The organism is Lentzea atacamensis (assembly GCF_003269295.1).
GTDB classification, from domain to species: domain Bacteria; phylum Actinomycetota; class Actinomycetes; order Mycobacteriales; family Pseudonocardiaceae; genus Lentzea; species Lentzea atacamensis.
Genome location: NZ_QLTT01000006.1, coordinates 206,664 through 222,062 on the forward strand (window position 1 = coordinate 206,664; position 15,399 = coordinate 222,062).

A 15,399-nucleotide genomic window follows, 5' to 3' on the forward strand; every position below is an offset into this window, starting at 1 on the left:
GCTTTTTGCAACGCGCCGCTGCTGGGTAGGTCCATTGGCGGGGTCTGGGGCGGAGCCCCGGGAAAACCCTCGCAACCGGCACATGACAGAGCGACCCGGCCACCTATGAACAACGAACCGGAACCCGCCAACGCAACCCGGGTGACGACCCACGCACCCCGCGCGCACCCAAAACCGAGCACAAAACCCCAGGTAGAACTAGTCTCAGCATCATCTCAGCAACCCGCCCCCAAGCTAGACCTACAAGCCCTTGGAGGAGGGGACAGGATGAACAAGCGAAAGGTGACCCTGGCCGTAGCAACGGCCGGAGTGCTCACCGGTGCAGCAGGCCTGAGCCTGCTAGCCATGCCAGCAGGCGCAGGCCAGCCACCATCTCTACCCGATATCGCCCCGGAAGCCCTGGTAGAACAGGTCATGACCGTCAAGCCGGGCGCGTTCGGCGGCACAGTGGAGGTCGACAACAAGCTGGGCCTCCCGGCAATCGCAGAAATCCCGCAGCTGGCCGACGGCAAGCACAGCGGCAGGATCTGGACCGACGGCACGGGCAAGCTCCGGCTGGCCCTCCCGAACGGCCAGTCCGAGCAGACCATCGTGGACGACGGCAAAACCACCTGGTCCTGGAACTCCCAGACCAACGAGGTCACGAAGTCCGAACACAAGGCCGACCCCAAGCCCGAGAACAAGGACCAGGACAAGAACTCCGCAGAGCAGAAGGCGATCGACCCGGCCACCGCGGCCAAGGAGATCGTCACCATGACCAAGGAGTTCAGCGAGATCAGCGTCGACGGCACCGCACGGGTGGCGAACCGGGCCGCGTACGAGCTCGTCCTGACCCCGAAGCCCACCGAGAAGACCCTGATCCGCGAGGTCAGGATCGCCGTGGACTCCGAGCTGAAGATGCCCCTGCGCGTGGCCGTGCTGACGAACGGCACCGCGGAACCGGCGGGCACGGTCGGCTTCACGCAGATCAACGTGGGCCCGCAGGATCCGAAGCTGTTCGAGTTCACCCCGCCGGCCAACGCCAAGGTGACCACGCCGGAGGCCAAGGAAGCCGAGTCGCGCGAGAAGCTGCCGGAAGCAGGCCTGGAAGCGGCCCTGCACGGCAAGGACCCGCAGATCTTCGGCACCGGCTGGGACTCGGTGATCGGCGCGAGGATTCCCGCTGAGGCCATGACCCAGGTGCCGGCCGAGGCCCAGGGCCTGGTCGACAGGTTCACGAAGAAGGTCAGCGGCAGCTGGGGCTCCGGCAACCTGTTCACCACGAAGGTCGCCACGATCCTGATCGCGGACGACGGCCGGGTGGTCGCGGGTGCCGTTCCCGAGCAGGTGCTGTTCGACACGATCGGACAGGTGAAGTGACCACCTCGACCAGCGCGCCGGTGACAGCACCAACGCAACAGGCTGTCGCCGCGCGGACCAGGGGTCTGCGCAAGGAGTACGGGAGCACGGTCGCCGTCGACCGCGTCGACCTCGAGCTGCCGGAAGGGGCCGTGCTCGGCATGCTCGGCCCCAACGGGTCGGGCAAGACGACCACGATCCGGATGCTGCTCGGGTTGGTGCGGCCGACACAGGGGGAGATCGAGCTGCTGGGCCGGTCGTTGCCGGACGGTGCCGAGCAGGCGCTGCCGCACGTTGGCGCGCTGGTCGAGGGTCCCGGGTTCCACCCGTTCCTGTCGGGGCGGGAGAACCTCATCAGGTGTGCCGCGTTCGAGCCGCTCCTCGAGAAGCGCGACATCAAGCACGCCGTCGAGGACGCGCTCGAACGCGTCGGGCTCGCCCAGGCCGCACACCGCAGGTACCGCGGGTACTCGCTCGGCATGAAGCAACGCCTCGGCCTGGCCGCGGCGTTGCTCGTGCCGCGCAAGCTGGTCGTGCTCGACGAGCCGACCAACGGTCTCGACCCTGCGGGTACGCGGGAGATCCGCAAGATCATCGCGGAGCTGCACGACCAGGGCAGCACGGTGCTGGTCTCCAGCCACCTGCTGAGCGAGGTCGAGGCCACCTGCACGCACGTCGCGGTGCTCCACCGCGGAACCGTTGTGGCGCAAGGTGAACTGACCGAGCTGCTGCAGGCGGGCGGCTCGGCGCTCCAAGTCATCACCCCGGACGTCGAGACCGCGCTCAGCGCACTTCGGCAGGCGAAGATCTCCGCACGGCCGCTCGGCGAGGGCCTGCGGGTCGAACTCGCAGGGACGTCGGCACCGCAGGTGATCGAAACGCTGGTGAAGGCCGGCGTCGGGGTCTACGAGGCGACGCGGTGGAAGACCGGCCTTGAGGAGCTGTTCGCGCGGCTCACCGAGGCCGAGGAGGCCGAGCGCGGAATGTCCGCTGTGGACACGCTGGACGGGGGACCGCGATGATCACGCGTCAGTTCGGTTCCGAGGTGCGCTGGATGCTGCGCAGGCCGCGGACCCTCATCGGCCTGTTCGGGCTCGTCCTGGTGCCGATCATCATCAGCTTCGGCATCTGGACCGCCGGTGAGGACGGCGGCGGCGGCGGGCCGGGTCTCGGCGCGATCATCCAGGGCAACGGCATGGTCGTGCCGATCTTCACCCTGTTCCTGTCGCTCAACCTGCTGCTGCCGCTGGTGGCGTCGATCTGGGCGGCGGACGGTCTCGCGGGCGAGGCGCAGCACGGCACGTTGCGCGGACTGCTCGTCGCCCCGGTGTCACGGGTGCGGCTGCTGTTCGTGAAGCTCTTCGGGCTCACCGCGATGTCGCTCTTCGCCGTCACGCTGATGGCGGTCGTGGGCATCATCGCCGGCACCGCGTTCCTCGGCATGAACGGCATGATGACGCTGTCCGGCACCACGCTGAGCACCGGAGAAGGCCTGCTGCGCATCGCCTTCTTCATCGTGCTGGTGACGTTCCAGATGGTGTCGATCGGCGCGGTCGCCCTCGCCGTCAGCTCGACCACCGAGCACCCGCTGGTGGTGCAGGCGGCGACGATGACGACGATCATCGTGTTCCAGGTGCTGGGGCAGTTCCCGTCGCTCGACTGGCTGCACCCGTTCCTGATCACGACGGGCTTCCCCGGCCTGGTCGACGTGATGCGAGACCCGATGCCGCTGAACCAGATCTGGGACAGCACGCTGCTCGCGGGCTGCTACCTGCTGATCGGCACGGGCCTCGCCGCGATGCGCCTGATCACGAAGGACAGCTAGAAGTTGATGAGGGGAGCTTTCCTCAACCTGACGTCGGGGAAAGCTCCCCTCATCAACCTCAGAGCTACCGGAACCCGCCCTCGCTGTTGATCACCTGACCGGTGATCCACTCGGCGTCGTCGGTGCAGAGCCAGGAGACCAGCCGCGCGGCGTCGTCCGGCTGGCCCCAGCGGCCGAGCGGCATCCGCTCCCGCACCCACTCATGTGTCTCCTCTGTCGCATAACCGGTGTCGGTCGGGCCGGGGTTCACGGCGTTGACGGTGATCCCCTGCCTGATCAGCTGGTGGGACAACGTCGGCATGATGCCCACCAACGCACCCTTCGCCGCGGCATAGGCGATCTGACCTGGCATCGGTCCGAGGTTCTGCCCGGACGTCATGAACACGACCCGGCCGCCCTTCGCGCCGTCGTGCTGTTCGGCAAACGCTTGCGTCAGCAGAACCGACGACCGGGTGTTCACCGCGTAGAGCGCGTCGATCTTGGCCGCGCTCAGCTCACCGAGCCCTCCGTCAGGCCCACTGCTCGCGTGGTTGCACACCAGCACGTCAACGCGCCCGTAAGCCTTGACCGCAGCCGCCATCAACTGCTCCGGCGCGTCCGGCAGAGCAAGATCGAGCCCGAGGTGCTCCACCCGACCACCGATGCCGGCGATCACGTCCTCGATCGAGTCCGCACCCCACGGCTGCTCGGCGTCGTGCGCCACGTGGTGCTGCACGAACAGATCAGCGCCCAGCCCGGCCAGCCGCCGCGCGGTCGCGTACCCGATGCCCTGCCGCCTGCTCACTCCGGTGACGAGGGCTACTCGTCCTTCAAGATGTCCCATAGTACTTCCAGCTAACCGATTCGAGCAACGCCGTCCAAGTCAATTTCGAGCCGAACCCGGTCCCCGACCTCGGTCATCGGGCCAACGGCCTCGTACTCCTCGCCATCGATCTCCACCAGCAGCCGCACGTGGTCCCGCCGATGCACCCGCTCCAGCACAGTGCCCTCGAGCGGCCCCGCCGGATCAACGCGCAACGCCGTGGCCCGCAGCCCAACCCGTCCAACCGAAAGCCCCACGAACGAACCGGGCACGAACTTGTTGCACCCCAGGAACTTCGCGGTCTCGACGTCGACCGGCGACGACCACACCTCGGCCGGCGGCCCGACCTGGACGATCCTGCCGCGCGACATGATCGCCACCCGGTCGGCCAGCGTGAACGCCTCGTCGTGGTCGTGCGTCACGACCAAAGCCGTCGTGGCGGCCTCTCGCAGCAACCGCGCCAGGTCGACCGCGAGCTGCTCTCGCAACGCCCGGTCCAGCGCCGACAACGGCTCGTCCAGCAGCAGCAACCGCGGTGAGGGGGCCAGTGCCCGCGCCAGCGCCACCCGTTGCTGCTCACCGCCGGAAAGCTGCGTCACGCGCCGATCCGCGTAACCCTCGAGCCCGACCAGCTCCAGCAGCGACAGCACCCGCTTGTCGCGCGACTCGCGCTCGACCTTCTGCATCCGCAGGCCGAAAGCCACGTTCCCGGCCACCGACCGGTGCGGGAACAGCTGCCCGTCCTGGAAGACCAGCCCGAACTCGCGCCGGTGCACCGGCACCCCTGCCAGGTCCGCCGAGTCCCAGCGGACGGAGCCGGAGGAAGGCTTCTCCAGCCCGGCGATCGTGCGCAGCAGCGTCGACTTCCCGCACCCCGACGGCCCGAGCAACGCCACGACCTCGCCGTCCGCCACCGAAAGCGACACGTCCGACACGGCGACCGTCTGTCCATATCGGACGGTGATCGAGTCAAGTTCCAGCGCCATCAGAACTCCCCGCTGCTCGGCACGCGCAACCGTTCGATCAGCAGCACGCACCCGACCGTGACGACCATCAGCAGCGCACACGCCGCGTAGGCCATCTGGCTGTTCAACTCCCCCGGCCGCGACATCAGCCGCGCGATCACCACCGGCAACGTCGGTGCGTCCGGCCGGGCCAGGAAGCTCGTCGCCCCGAACTCACCCAGCGCCACCACGTACCCGAACCCTGCCGCCGCCACCAGCGACCGCCCCACCAGCGGCAGGTCCACCTCACGCCACACGCGCAGCGGCGAGGCCCCCAACGTCGCCGCCGCCTGCCTCAGCCGTTCGTCCACGGCCCGCAACACCGGCAGGACCATCCGCACGATCAACGGCGTCACCACCAGCGCCTGCGCCAACGGCACCAGCAGCGGCGAAGTGCGGAAGTCCCCCGGCAACGCGTCCATCGTCACCAGGTAGCCGAACCCGACCGTCACCGCGGACACGCCGAGGGGCAGCATCAGCGCGGTGTCCAGCACCTCGGCGATCCGGCCACCGGACCGCCGCAGCCCGACCAGCACCACGGCCGAGAACACTCCGACCACCAACGCCACCACGGTCGCGTCGAACGCCGTCCGCACCGAGTTCAGGGCCGCGTCGAACCCGGTCACCGCCAGCGTCCCGCGATCTCCACGGGTGGCGAGCGCGGCATACCCGGCGAGGCTCCAGCCGTCCCGAGTCGACAGCGACCGCGTCACCAGCCCGACCACCGGCGCCAGCAACGCCACCACTACCAGACCGGCCCCGGCGACGACGTACCACTCACCCCCGGACGGCCGCCGCGCCAGCTCTTCCCTGTCGCGCAACGACAACGCGGTCTCCCGCCGCCGCCGGGCCAGGGCTCCCAGCACCAGCACCGCCAGCACCGCCGCGAACTGCAGCAACGACAGCGCGGCCGCCCCGGACAGGTCGAACAGCTCGACGGTCCGCAGGTAGATCTCGGTCTCCAGAGTCCGGTACCGCGACCCGCCCAGCACCAGCACCACACCGAAACTGGTGGCGCAGAAGAGAAACACCACGGCAGCCGCGGACCCGATCGCGGGAGCCAGCGCCGGCAGCACGACCGACAGGAACGCCCGCGGCCGGGAAGCCCCGAGAGCCCGAGCCGCGTCCTCCGCCCGCCGATCGGTGTGCGCCCACAGCCCGCCAACGGTCCGCGCGACCACGGCGACGTTGAAGAACGCGTTGGCCAGGACGATCGGCAGCACCCCGCCGTCGGGCCAGAACGTGCGGAACGCCAGTCCCACCACCACGGTCGGCAGGACGAACGGCACCATCACGGCCGCGCGCACCAGCCCGAGCCCGCGAATCCGGCACCGCGCCAGCACGAACGCCACCGGCAGCCCGGCGATGATCGCCACCACCGTCGACGCGAAAGCCTGGCCGAGCGTGAACGCGACCAGCTCCCAGGTCTCGGCGGAGAACAGCGCCTTGAGCACGCCGCCCTCGTCCAGCCCCAGGGTGACGATCGCGAGCACCGGCCAGGCGAAGAACAGCGCCAGGAAGGCCAGCGGCAGCAGAGCCGCCGCCGACCAGCCAGAACGCGCCCCGAAGAGCCGGGTCCTGCTCAGCCCTGCACGAGCTTGCGCCACTGCTCGACCCAGGCTTCGCGGTTGTCCTTGACCTTGTCCGCGGGCAGCGTCTGCGGGTTCGGCGGCAGCGGCGCGTCCTTGGCCCACGACTCGGGCAGCGCGACACCCTCACGCGACGGGTAGACGTACATCTGCTCGGCGACCTGCGCCTGGAACTTCTCACCCAGCAGGAAGTCCAGCACCTTCTGCGCGTCCGCGGAGTTCTTGGCCCCCGCCAGCACGCCCGCGTACTCGACCTGCCGGTAGCAGGTGCCGAGCACGGCCTTGGTCTTCCCGCCCTCGGCCGACGGCGACGACGCGTACGAGACGACGATCGGCCGGTCTCCCTTGGTGGCGGAGAACTCCTGGTTGTAGGCCTCTTCCCAGCCGCTCACGACCTTGACGCCGTTGGCCTTGAGCTTGGTCCAGTACTCCTGCCAGCCGTTCTCGCCGAACTTCGCGATCGTGCCGAGCAGGAACGCGAGACCGGGCGAGGACGTGGCCGGGTTCTCCACGACCAGCTTGTCCTTGAACTTCGGGTCGGTCAGGTCCTCGTACGAGGCCGGTTCGACCCCGCCGAGCTTGGCCGGGTCGATGTTCAGGCACACGTCGCCGACGTCGACGGCGTGGAGGCGCCCGGTGTCGTCGACCTTGTACCGCTGGGCGCCCTTCGTGGCCTCCGGCGAGGCGTACTCGGCGAACACGCCCTCCGACAGCGCCCGTGACGCGAAGGTCGAGTCGACGCCGAACGCGACGTCGCCGATCGGGTTGGACTTGGTGAGCACCAGCTTGTTCGTGAGCTCACCCGCGTCACCGCTCGCGATCTGCTTCACGGTGATCCCGGTGGCCTTCTGGAACTCGTCGAAGAGGCCTTCCTTCACCACGAACGAGTCGTGCGTCACCAAAGTGACCTCGTGCGTTTGCGGCGCGGTCGAAGTACCGGCCGAACAACCGGTCAGCGCCAGCGCGGCGAGAACAGCAAAAATCCTTCTCATCCAAATCTCTCCCTACGCCGGTATGACCCGGATCAGGTGGACGGTCGAGGGCTTGCGAGCCCTCCTCTCAGCCCGGCGCTTCACCGGACTCCCGTGGCAAACGCGCAGCTTACGTGACGTGGTGGGACGATCAGGACATGGCCGAGCTGTTGAGCGACGATCAGCTGAACGACGTGCTGCCCAAACTGCCCGACTGGGCCGCCCAGGACGCGGCACTGGTGCGCACCGTGGAGCTGGAGAGCTTCGCGCAGGCGATCATGGTCGTGAACCGGATCGCCGAGATCGCGGAGAACGACAACCACCACCCCGACATCGACATCCGCTACAAGACCCTGACATTCCGCCTGAGCACTCATTACAAGGGAGGAATCACCGCGCTGGACGTGTCTCTCGCCGAGGAAATCGACGGAGTCCTGGACGCGTTGGCCTGATTCGGTCAAGATGTGCGCTGCCGCCGCCCGCGGATATGAGAGGGAACACCCTCATGCGGTTGCGCACACCACTTTTCGTCGTGGCACTGGCCGGCAGCCTTCTGATCGCTCCCGCGGCCGCTCAGGCCGTGCCCTGTGCCGTGACGGACATGATGATCAAGGCCAGTCAGGCCTGGGTCACCAGGGGCACCGGCCTCACGGCGAACAACTGGTCCAACGCGAACTTCCACGTCGGCAACATCGCGCAGGTCAGGACGACCGGGATCAGCAACCACAAGACGTGGCCGTGGGTCCGGGCGAACAAGTTCCTGCTGCCGATCGACCCGGCGAACCCGTACGCCCCGGACCCGCAGGCGAGCGGTGAGGCCTACCTGGCGGTCTCGTTCTTCCACCCGGAGCCGGAGGTGCTCCAGCCGCTGCGGGACAACCTGCGCGCCCAGGTGAAGACCGGCAGGACCGACTTCTGGAAGTCGCCGGACGCGCTGACCATGTCGCTGCCGTCGTTCACCCAGGTCGCCGTACGCGACCTCGACCAGGACATGCTCGACTACTCGTACCGGTCCTACCGCAGCCTCAAGAAGAGGACGTTCAACGAGGTCACGGGCCTGTGGAGCCGGAACGTGCAGACCAACGGCTGGGCCGTGCAGGGTCTCGCCAAGGCGATCCTGGCGCTGCCGGCGGACAGCCCGTACCGGGCCGACTACGCCAGGACGCTGCGCAAGAGCGCGCAGACGTTGCGGTACCTGCAGCGCCACGACGGCTTCTGGGGCGCCACCGGCAAGGACTCGGCGGCCACCGCGATGATCACCTACGCGTTCGCCGCCGGCGTCAACACGGGCGTGCTCGACCGGGACACCTACCTGCCCCTCGTGCGGAAGAGCTGGCAGGCGCTCCTGACCGCGGTGGACGCCGACGGCCTGCTCGGCTGGACGGCGGCCCGCAACTCCTGGAAGCCCGCCTCAGCCGGAGACTCGGCTGGGTTCGCCGTCGGCAGCTTCCTCCTCGCCGGGCAGCAGCTCGTTCCTCTTACGCCGGGCTGCTAGGCCGATCGCGACGAGCGTGAGCATCCCGGCCGCCGGGTAGCCCCAGCCGAGCAGCATGAAGTACCAGGGACGCGAGAAGTCCCAGATGTTCGGCTGGGCGATCAGCAGGAACGAGATGAGGTAGCCGCCGGTCAGCAGCACCCACAGGCCGGCGGCGATCTTGCACAGGAGGTGTCCGCCCTCGTAGATCAGCCACAGGAGGGCGGGCACCATCCACACCCAGTGGTGGCTCCACGAGATCGGCGAGACCAGCAGGCCGAGCATCTGCACGCTGACGATCAACGCCAGCGCGTCCTTGGTCTTGCTGACGGCGAACCACGTCAGCGCGGCGGCGACGAGCACGCCGAGGACGTACAGCTTCCCGGTCCCGACGTCGTCGCCGATCGTCCGGCTCAGCGCACCGCGCAGCGACTGGTTGATCGCGCTGCCGACCGGTCCCACGCGGCTCGCGTCACCGAGCAGCTGGAACCAGAACTTGTCGGACTGCGTGGGCGAGACGGCCCAGCCGATGCCGTACACCGCGACGAACGCCACGAAGGACCAGACAGCGGCCATCCATCGGCGCTGAATGAGGAAGTAGAGCCCGGAGATCGCGGGCGTCAGCTTGATGCCCGCGGCGAAACCCACACCGGCGCCGGCGACCCAGTTGCGCGCACTGGCCAGCGTTCCGATCAGGATCGCCACCAGGACCAGGTTGATCTGGCCGTAGTTCAGCGTCGTGCGCACCGGCTCGATCCACAGCGTCAGCGCGGTCCACAGCATCACGCGGCGCGGGTCGTGCAGGTTCAGCAGCTTCAAGCTCGTGCGCACGATGTAGTACAGGCAGCCGAGGCAGATGAGCTGCCAGATCCACCGTGACGCTTCCCACGGCACCCAGCTCATCGGCGTGAAGATCGCGGCCGCGAACGGCGGGTAGGTGAACGGCAGCGGGAACACGTCCGCGTACTGCTCGAGCCGCCACTCGTACAGGTCGCCCTTGAACAGGTGCGGCGACCCGTTGCGGTAGACCAGCAGGTCGATCATGGTCATCTTCGCCTGGAAGGCGACCATCAGCAGGTGCCCGACGACCGACAACGCGAGCAGCCACGGTGCTACGGAGAGCACACGCGCTTCCACAGCACGGAGTTTCACCCCGAAAACGTTACCCGAGGCAACTTCCGGGGGTACCCGAGCGTCATCTGAACGGGAGAGATCGCTAGAGGGAGTTTTGCTGATCATGTCTGTTGATCTTGTAGTTGCCGCTGTCGCCGCTCTGGCCATGCTGGGGGTCGCGTTCGGAGTGTTCGCCGCTGCCGCTCGCACCAAGGGCAACGTCTGAAACACTTGCCAGACAAGCGAAAGGGAGAACCTCCATTGTGGAGGCTCTCCCTTTCATCTTTCCGAGGGGAAAGACGACGCTTGTGCGTCAGAAGTAGTGCGCACGACCGCCGACCGGCTTGCCCACAGCGCCGAGGACGGCGAGGATGGCGCCGATCACCAGAAGCACCACTCCGATGGTCGTCAGAATGCTGATACCGGCCAGCCATCCGACGACGAGCAGGATCAGACCGAGAACGATCATGACACCTCCAGGTGGGGAATCTTGCTCTTGGCTACCCCACAGACGTCGGTACAAACCTAATCGAGTGAACTGAGCAGCCCGCGCACCTCGTCCGCCTCCTCCGGGCGTTGCTTCTCGTAGCTGACCAGCGCCTCCCCGAGCAGGTCACGAGCGGTTTCGCGTTCCCCGGTCGCCATGTGGACCTTCGCCAGCCGCACCAGAACCGCGGCGAGCGTGTACGTGTCCCGGGTGTGCCGCAACATCCGGATGGACGTCTTCAGGTGCCCGGCCGCCTCCGCATACCTGCCGAGCTTCACGTAGACGTCGCCCAGAGTCTCGTAGGCCGTGCTGGCGGCGATGGAGCCGGTGTGGGCCAGCTCGACGTAGAGCGCGTGTGCTTCAAGACAGAGTTCGATCGCGCGTTCGCTCTCGCCCGCCAGGTGGTTCGCTCTGCCGTACGAGGCCAGGAAGCTGGCTTTCTCGAACTTGCTCTCCAGACGTTCGCTGAGGGGATGCGCCCGGTGCAGGATCGCCAGGCCGTCCACGGCCCTCCCCTGCAGTTCGCACATGTAGGCCAGCCCGCGAGCGTCGTTCAACTGCCCGCCCACGTCGTCGAGCTCCTCGTCACAGCGCAGGGCTTCGGCCAGGTAGGACTCCGCCTGGGCGAAGTCCCGTTTCGCGAGATGAACGGCTGCCAGCGAGCGGTTGAGGCGCGATTGCCCGAAGACGCTGCCGTCGCGTCGCGCGGCAGCGAGCCCACGCGTCTCGACGTCGACCGCTTCGTCGAGATGCCGTCTGCGCAACAGGTACATGTGCACGGAGTAGGCAAAGGTCCACAGGACGTCGTCCGCCCCGGTCTCCTCCATCTGCCTGAACACGCCCAGCAACACGTGGTGTTCGGCGTCGTACCAGTCGAAGGCGGCCTCCACGTTCGCGACCGGCTCCACCACCGCGAACTCCGCCGGCCGCGGCAGGCCGGGCCAGCGGATGCCGTTGCCCTCGACATTCCTGCAGGCCGACCAGGTGGTGTGGAGGTAGTGGTCGAACATCCGCTGCCGCGCCGCGGACCGCTGTTCTTCCGGCAGCTCGGCGGCGCAGTCGGCCGCGAACTCGCGCAGCAGGTCGTGCAGTCCGAACCTGCCGTTCGCACCTGTGTGGACGAGGCTGCTCGCGACGAGCTCCCCGAGCGCCCGCCGAACCTGTCCGACCGGCAGTCCGGCGAGGCTTGCCGCGGCGGCGACGCTGAAGTCCGGGCCGGGGTGCAGGCCGAGCAGCAAGAACACGTTGGCGGCCTGCTCACTGGCCGCCCGGAGCGACCACGAGAAGACCGCACGAAGACCGGTCGTCGGGTCATCGATGTCGAACCCGTCGAGCCGTTCCTGCTCCAGTTCGTCCGCCAGTACCGCGAGCGAGTCCCCGCAGGCTGCGCGTGCGGCGACGATGCCCAGCGCCAACGGCAGTCCCGCACACCTCTCGATCAGGCGGGAGACCGCGTCCGGCTCGGCGACGACCTGTGCCGCGCCGATCCGCTCGGTGAGCAGATGCACCGCGGCCTGCTCACCGAGGACGTCCAGGGCGACCGGTTGAGCACCCTCGCGCGCGACGAGCCCGCGCAGGTGGTTGCGGCTGGTGATCAGCACCAGGTTGGCGGAGCCGCCGGGCAGCAGCGGCCGGACCTGCTCGACGTCCCGGGCGTTGTCGAGCACCAGCAACACCTGCCGCTGGGCCAGCGCCGACCGGTAAGCCGCTGTCAGCGCCTCCTCGGACGCCGGAACGTCCTTCGCGGCGACACCCAATGCCAGCAGGAAGTCGCGGGCCACGGTGAACGGGTCCAGCGGTTCGGCCCGCGTGTCGAAACCGCGCAGATCGACGTAGAGCTGACCGTCCGGGAACCGGTCGGCGACCTGGTGCGCCCACTGCAGCGCGAGCGCGGTCTTGCCCACACCGCCGATGCCGTTGATGGCCGAGATGAGCACCGGTGCACCGGGCCGGATGGCGAGCATCTCGGTCAGCCGCGACAGTTCGTGCTCGCGGCCGACGAAGTGCGGGACCCCGGCAGGGAGCTGACGGGGGACCGAGACGGCAGGCACCTCGCCACTGAGCACGAGTTCGTGCGCCTCGCGCAGCCGCGGGCCGGGGTCGACGCCCAGTTCGTCGGCGAGATGGTCACGGACCTCCTGGTAGACCGCGAGCGCCTCGGCCTGCTGGTTGGACCGGTGCAGGGCGAGCATCAGCTGGGCCCAGAACGTCTCACGCAACGGATATTGGTTCACCAGTCTTCGCAGTTCCGGCACCAGCACGTCGGTGTCCCGGCCGAGGTCCTGGTCGATGCGGCGTTCCAGCGCGACCACGTGCTCCTCCACCAGCAGCGGCACGTCGTCACGGTGCAGCGACTCGGACGCGACGTTCGCCAGCACGGGGCCACGCCACAGTTCCAGCGCGGCACGGTGGTCACCGCGAGCGGTCAGTGCCCGGAAGCGGGTGAGGTCGAGTTGTTCCGGTGAAACAGCTGCCGAGTAACCGCGCGACGACGTCTGGAGGCAGTTCGCCTCCCCGAGCGCCTGGCGCAGTCTGCTCACCGTCATCTGCAACGTCTTGTAGGCACGGTCACCGGCAGGCGGCTCGCCGTCCCACACCCGGTCGACCAGCTCGTCGACCGGCACGAACTCGTTGGCACGCAACAACAACGTGGCAAGCAGCACGCGTCCGCGCCCCGCCGGGACCGCGACAGGCTCCCCGTCGGCGAGCACTTCCAACGGCCCCAGCACGCGGTACTCGACGATCACGCTGGACGAGTCTAGGTGCGCGGCCTGAGACACGCGCTCGACGCGAGACGCGGTCTGGTGCCAGCCTTCAACACATGCAGGCAGTGAGCAGGACAGCGCTGTGGGTCGCCTCGATGCGCGCGACGGAGGCCGCACGACCGGACCGGTTGCACGACGATCCACTGGCAGCGGCCGTCGTGGCATCCGCCGAGCAGGAGATCCCACCGGCCCCACCGGGCGCGGCGGAGTTCATGGCGATCCGCACGCGCTTCTACGACAACTTCCTCGTGGACTCCGCTCGTCAGGTCGTCGTGCTCGCCGCCGGCCTGGACGCCCGCGCGTTCCGCCTGCCATGGGCGCCGGACGTCCGCCTGTTCGAACTGGACCTGCCGGAACTCCTCGCCTTCAAGGACGAGGTGATCGCCACTGCCGGCGTCACCGCGGCCTGCACCCGCGTCGTCGTGCCGGTCGACCTGCGCGACGACTGGACCGCCGCGCTGTCCGCCGCCGGGTTCGCCGCGGACCAGCCCACGGCGTGGGTCGCGGAGGGCCTGCTCCAGTACCTGAGCGAGCCGGACAAGAAGCGCCTGCTCGACACGATCTCCGGCCTGTCCGCGCCCGGCAGCCGGTTCGCGTTCGACCACATGGACGCCTCGGCCGACGACCGCGAGGCCGTGGTCGACGCGCTGGAGAAGATCAGGAGCATGGGCGCGGAGTTCGTGGCGACGGTCGACGACCCGGCGGGCTGGCTGACCGCGCACGGCTGGACCGTGGCGGTGGACCGCATCCCGGCGCTCGCCGTCGCCTACGGGCGGCCGCTGCCGGACTTCATGGACCCGGCAGCGGCGAACGCGACCGCGCTGTGCACGGCCGCCCTTCCCGCCTGATGAACGAGCACAGCGCGTCCCACCAGCTGCAGCTCGGCACGGATGAACACGACATGTCAGACGTTGAAGCGGAACTCCACCACGTCACCGTCGGCCATGACGTAGTCCTTGCCCTCCATGCGGACCTTGCCCGCTGCCTTCGCGTCGGCCTTCGAGCCCGCCGCGACCAGGTCCTCGAACGACACGACTTCGGCCTTGATGAAGCCCTTCTCGAAGTCCGTGTGGATGACACCCGCGGCCTGCGGGGCCGTGGCGCCCTGCGGGATCGTCCACGCGCGCGCCTCCTTCGGGCCCGCGGTCAGGTAGGTCTGCAGACCGAGGGTGTGGAAACCCGCGCGCGCCAGGGAGTGCAGGCCCGGCTCGTGCTGACCGATGGACTCCAGCAGCTCGCGGGCCGACTCCTCGTCCAGCTCCAGCAGCTCGGACTCGACCTTGGCGTCGAGGAACACCGCGTCGGCCGGGGCGACGAGCTCGCGGAGCTCCTTCATGCGGGTCTCGTTGCCCAGCACGCCCTCGTCGGCGTTGAAGACGTAGAGGAACGGCTTCGTGGTGAGCAGGGAGAGCTCGCGGATCAGCGCGGGGTCCACCTCGGCCTGGGCGGAGAACAGCGTGCGGCCGGAGTCGAGGATGTCCTTGGCCTTCTGCGCCGCTTCGAGGGCGGGGCGGCGGTCCTTCTGCATCCGCGCCTCCTTCTCGAGGCGCGGGATGGCCTTCTCCAGGGTCTGGAGGTCGGCGAGGATCAGCTCGGTGTTGATCGTCTCCATGTCGGAGGCCGGGTCCACGCGACCGTCGACGTGCACGACGTCCGGGTCGTCGAAGACGCGGATGACCTGGCAGATCGCGTTGGCCTCGCGGATGTTGGCGAGGAACTTGTTGCCGAGGCCCTCGCCCTCCGACGCGCCCTTGACGATGCCCGCGATGTCGACGAACGACACGACGGCAGGCACCTCGCGCTCGGAGCCGAAGATCTCGGCGAGCTTGGTGAGGCGCGCGTCCGGCAACGGCACGACGCCGACGTTCGGCTCGATGGTCGCGAACGGGTAGTTCGCGGCGAGCACGTCGTTGCGCGTGAGCGCGTTGAACAGGGTGGACTTGCCGACGTTGGGCAGGCCGACGATACCGAGGGTCAAACTCACGGGGGACGAGTCTACGGCAGGCCACGGTCATGTCCGATTCCCGCGAG

At 68.6% G+C, this 15,399-nt stretch carries 14 protein-coding genes; 6 read left to right on the forward strand and 8 right to left on the reverse strand.

Features of this window, described 5'->3' with window-relative positions:
• The first annotated feature begins 267 nt into the window (after positions 1 to 267).
• The 3 genes from C8D87_RS26675 to C8D87_RS26685 are packed head-to-tail and all read left to right on the forward strand — an operon-like array spanning position 268 to position 3,163.
• On the forward strand, positions 268 to 1,359 hold the full coding sequence (locus C8D87_RS26675) for a LolA family protein (RefSeq protein WP_109632347.1): 1,092 nt from the start codon (positions 268 to 270) through the stop codon (positions 1,357 to 1,359).
• Entirely contained in the window at positions 1,356 to 2,360 is a 1,005-nt protein-coding gene (locus C8D87_RS26680; protein WP_109632344.1) for an ABC transporter ATP-binding protein, read from the forward strand. Before C8D87_RS26675 ends, C8D87_RS26680 begins: the two co-directional genes overlap by 4 nt.
• Entirely contained in the window at positions 2,357 to 3,163 is an 807-nt protein-coding gene (locus tag C8D87_RS26685) for an ABC transporter permease (RefSeq protein WP_112228806.1), read from the forward strand. Before C8D87_RS26680 ends, C8D87_RS26685 begins: the two co-directional genes overlap by 4 nt.
• A gap of 64 nt (positions 3,164 to 3,227) precedes the next feature.
• Here C8D87_RS26685 and C8D87_RS26690 read toward each other — a convergent pair whose 3' ends face one another.
• Genes C8D87_RS26690 through C8D87_RS26705 form a run of 4 tightly spaced genes read right to left on the reverse strand, consistent with a single transcriptional unit; the run spans position 3,228 to position 7,550 of the window.
• Complete coding sequence (locus C8D87_RS26690; protein WP_109632340.1) at positions 3,228 to 3,986, reverse strand: SDR family oxidoreductase; 759 nt, start codon at positions 3,984 to 3,986, stop codon at positions 3,228 to 3,230.
• Positions 3,987 to 3,997: 11 nt separating this feature from the next.
• A complete protein-coding gene (locus tag C8D87_RS26695; RefSeq protein WP_109632337.1) occupies positions 3,998 to 4,951 on the reverse strand; it encodes an ABC transporter ATP-binding protein in 954 nt (317 codons plus the stop codon).
• Complete coding sequence (locus tag C8D87_RS26700) at positions 4,951 to 6,576, reverse strand: ABC transporter permease (protein WP_411711466.1); 1,626 nt, start codon at positions 6,574 to 6,576, stop codon at positions 4,951 to 4,953. The genes C8D87_RS26695 and C8D87_RS26700 overlap by 1 nt, the downstream gene beginning before the upstream one ends.
• Positions 6,552 to 7,550: a thiamine ABC transporter substrate-binding protein gene (locus tag C8D87_RS26705; RefSeq protein ID WP_109632335.1), complete on the reverse strand. Its 999-nt coding sequence runs from the start codon at positions 7,548 to 7,550 to the stop codon at positions 6,552 to 6,554. Before C8D87_RS26705 ends, C8D87_RS26700 begins: the two co-directional genes overlap by 25 nt.
• 137 nt (positions 7,551 to 7,687) lie before the next feature.
• Here C8D87_RS26705 and C8D87_RS26710 point away from each other — a divergent pair, with 137 nt between their 5' ends.
• Positions 7,688 to 7,981, forward strand: coding sequence for a 4a-hydroxytetrahydrobiopterin dehydratase (locus C8D87_RS26710; protein ID WP_112229044.1), 294 nt, complete (start codon positions 7,688 to 7,690; stop codon positions 7,979 to 7,981).
• Positions 7,982 to 8,040: 59 nt separating this feature from the next.
• The gene (locus C8D87_RS26715) at positions 8,041 to 9,024 is read left to right on the forward strand and encodes a glycoside hydrolase family 88 protein (RefSeq protein WP_170166597.1); all 984 of its coding nucleotides are present in this window, start codon (positions 8,041 to 8,043) and stop codon (positions 9,022 to 9,024) included.
• On the opposite strand, the gene C8D87_RS26720 is transcribed toward C8D87_RS26715, so the two are convergent.
• The 3 genes from C8D87_RS26720 to C8D87_RS26725 all read right to left on the reverse strand — a co-directional run bounded on the left by C8D87_RS26720 (position 8,941) and on the right by C8D87_RS26725 (position 13,350).
• The gene (locus C8D87_RS26720) at positions 8,941 to 10,155 is read right to left on the reverse strand and encodes a mannosyltransferase (RefSeq protein WP_112228808.1); all 1,215 of its coding nucleotides are present in this window, start codon (positions 10,153 to 10,155) and stop codon (positions 8,941 to 8,943) included. The genes C8D87_RS26715 and C8D87_RS26720 overlap by 84 nt on opposite strands.
• 274 nt (positions 10,156 to 10,429) lie before the next feature.
• Complete coding sequence (locus C8D87_RS46200) at positions 10,430 to 10,585, reverse strand: DUF6131 family protein (RefSeq protein ID WP_086662791.1); 156 nt, start codon at positions 10,583 to 10,585, stop codon at positions 10,430 to 10,432.
• Between the two features lie 56 nt (positions 10,586 to 10,641).
• Complete coding sequence (locus C8D87_RS26725) at positions 10,642 to 13,350, reverse strand: AfsR/SARP family transcriptional regulator (RefSeq protein ID WP_170166598.1); 2,709 nt, start codon at positions 13,348 to 13,350, stop codon at positions 10,642 to 10,644.
• A gap of 74 nt (positions 13,351 to 13,424) precedes the next feature.
• Between C8D87_RS26725 and C8D87_RS26730 the strand changes: the two genes are divergently transcribed.
• Positions 13,425 to 14,216 carry an SAM-dependent methyltransferase gene (locus tag C8D87_RS26730; protein ID WP_112229045.1) on the forward strand — a complete coding sequence of 264 codons (792 nt, stop codon included), beginning with the start codon at positions 13,425 to 13,427 and terminating at the stop codon, positions 14,214 to 14,216.
• A gap of 56 nt (positions 14,217 to 14,272) precedes the next feature.
• Here the strand turns inward: C8D87_RS26730 and ychF are convergent, their stop codons facing one another.
• Entirely contained in the window at positions 14,273 to 15,352 is a 1,080-nt protein-coding gene (gene ychF / locus C8D87_RS26735; protein ID WP_109632321.1) for a redox-regulated ATPase YchF, read from the reverse strand.
• Positions 15,353 to 15,399: the final 47 nt, after the last annotated feature.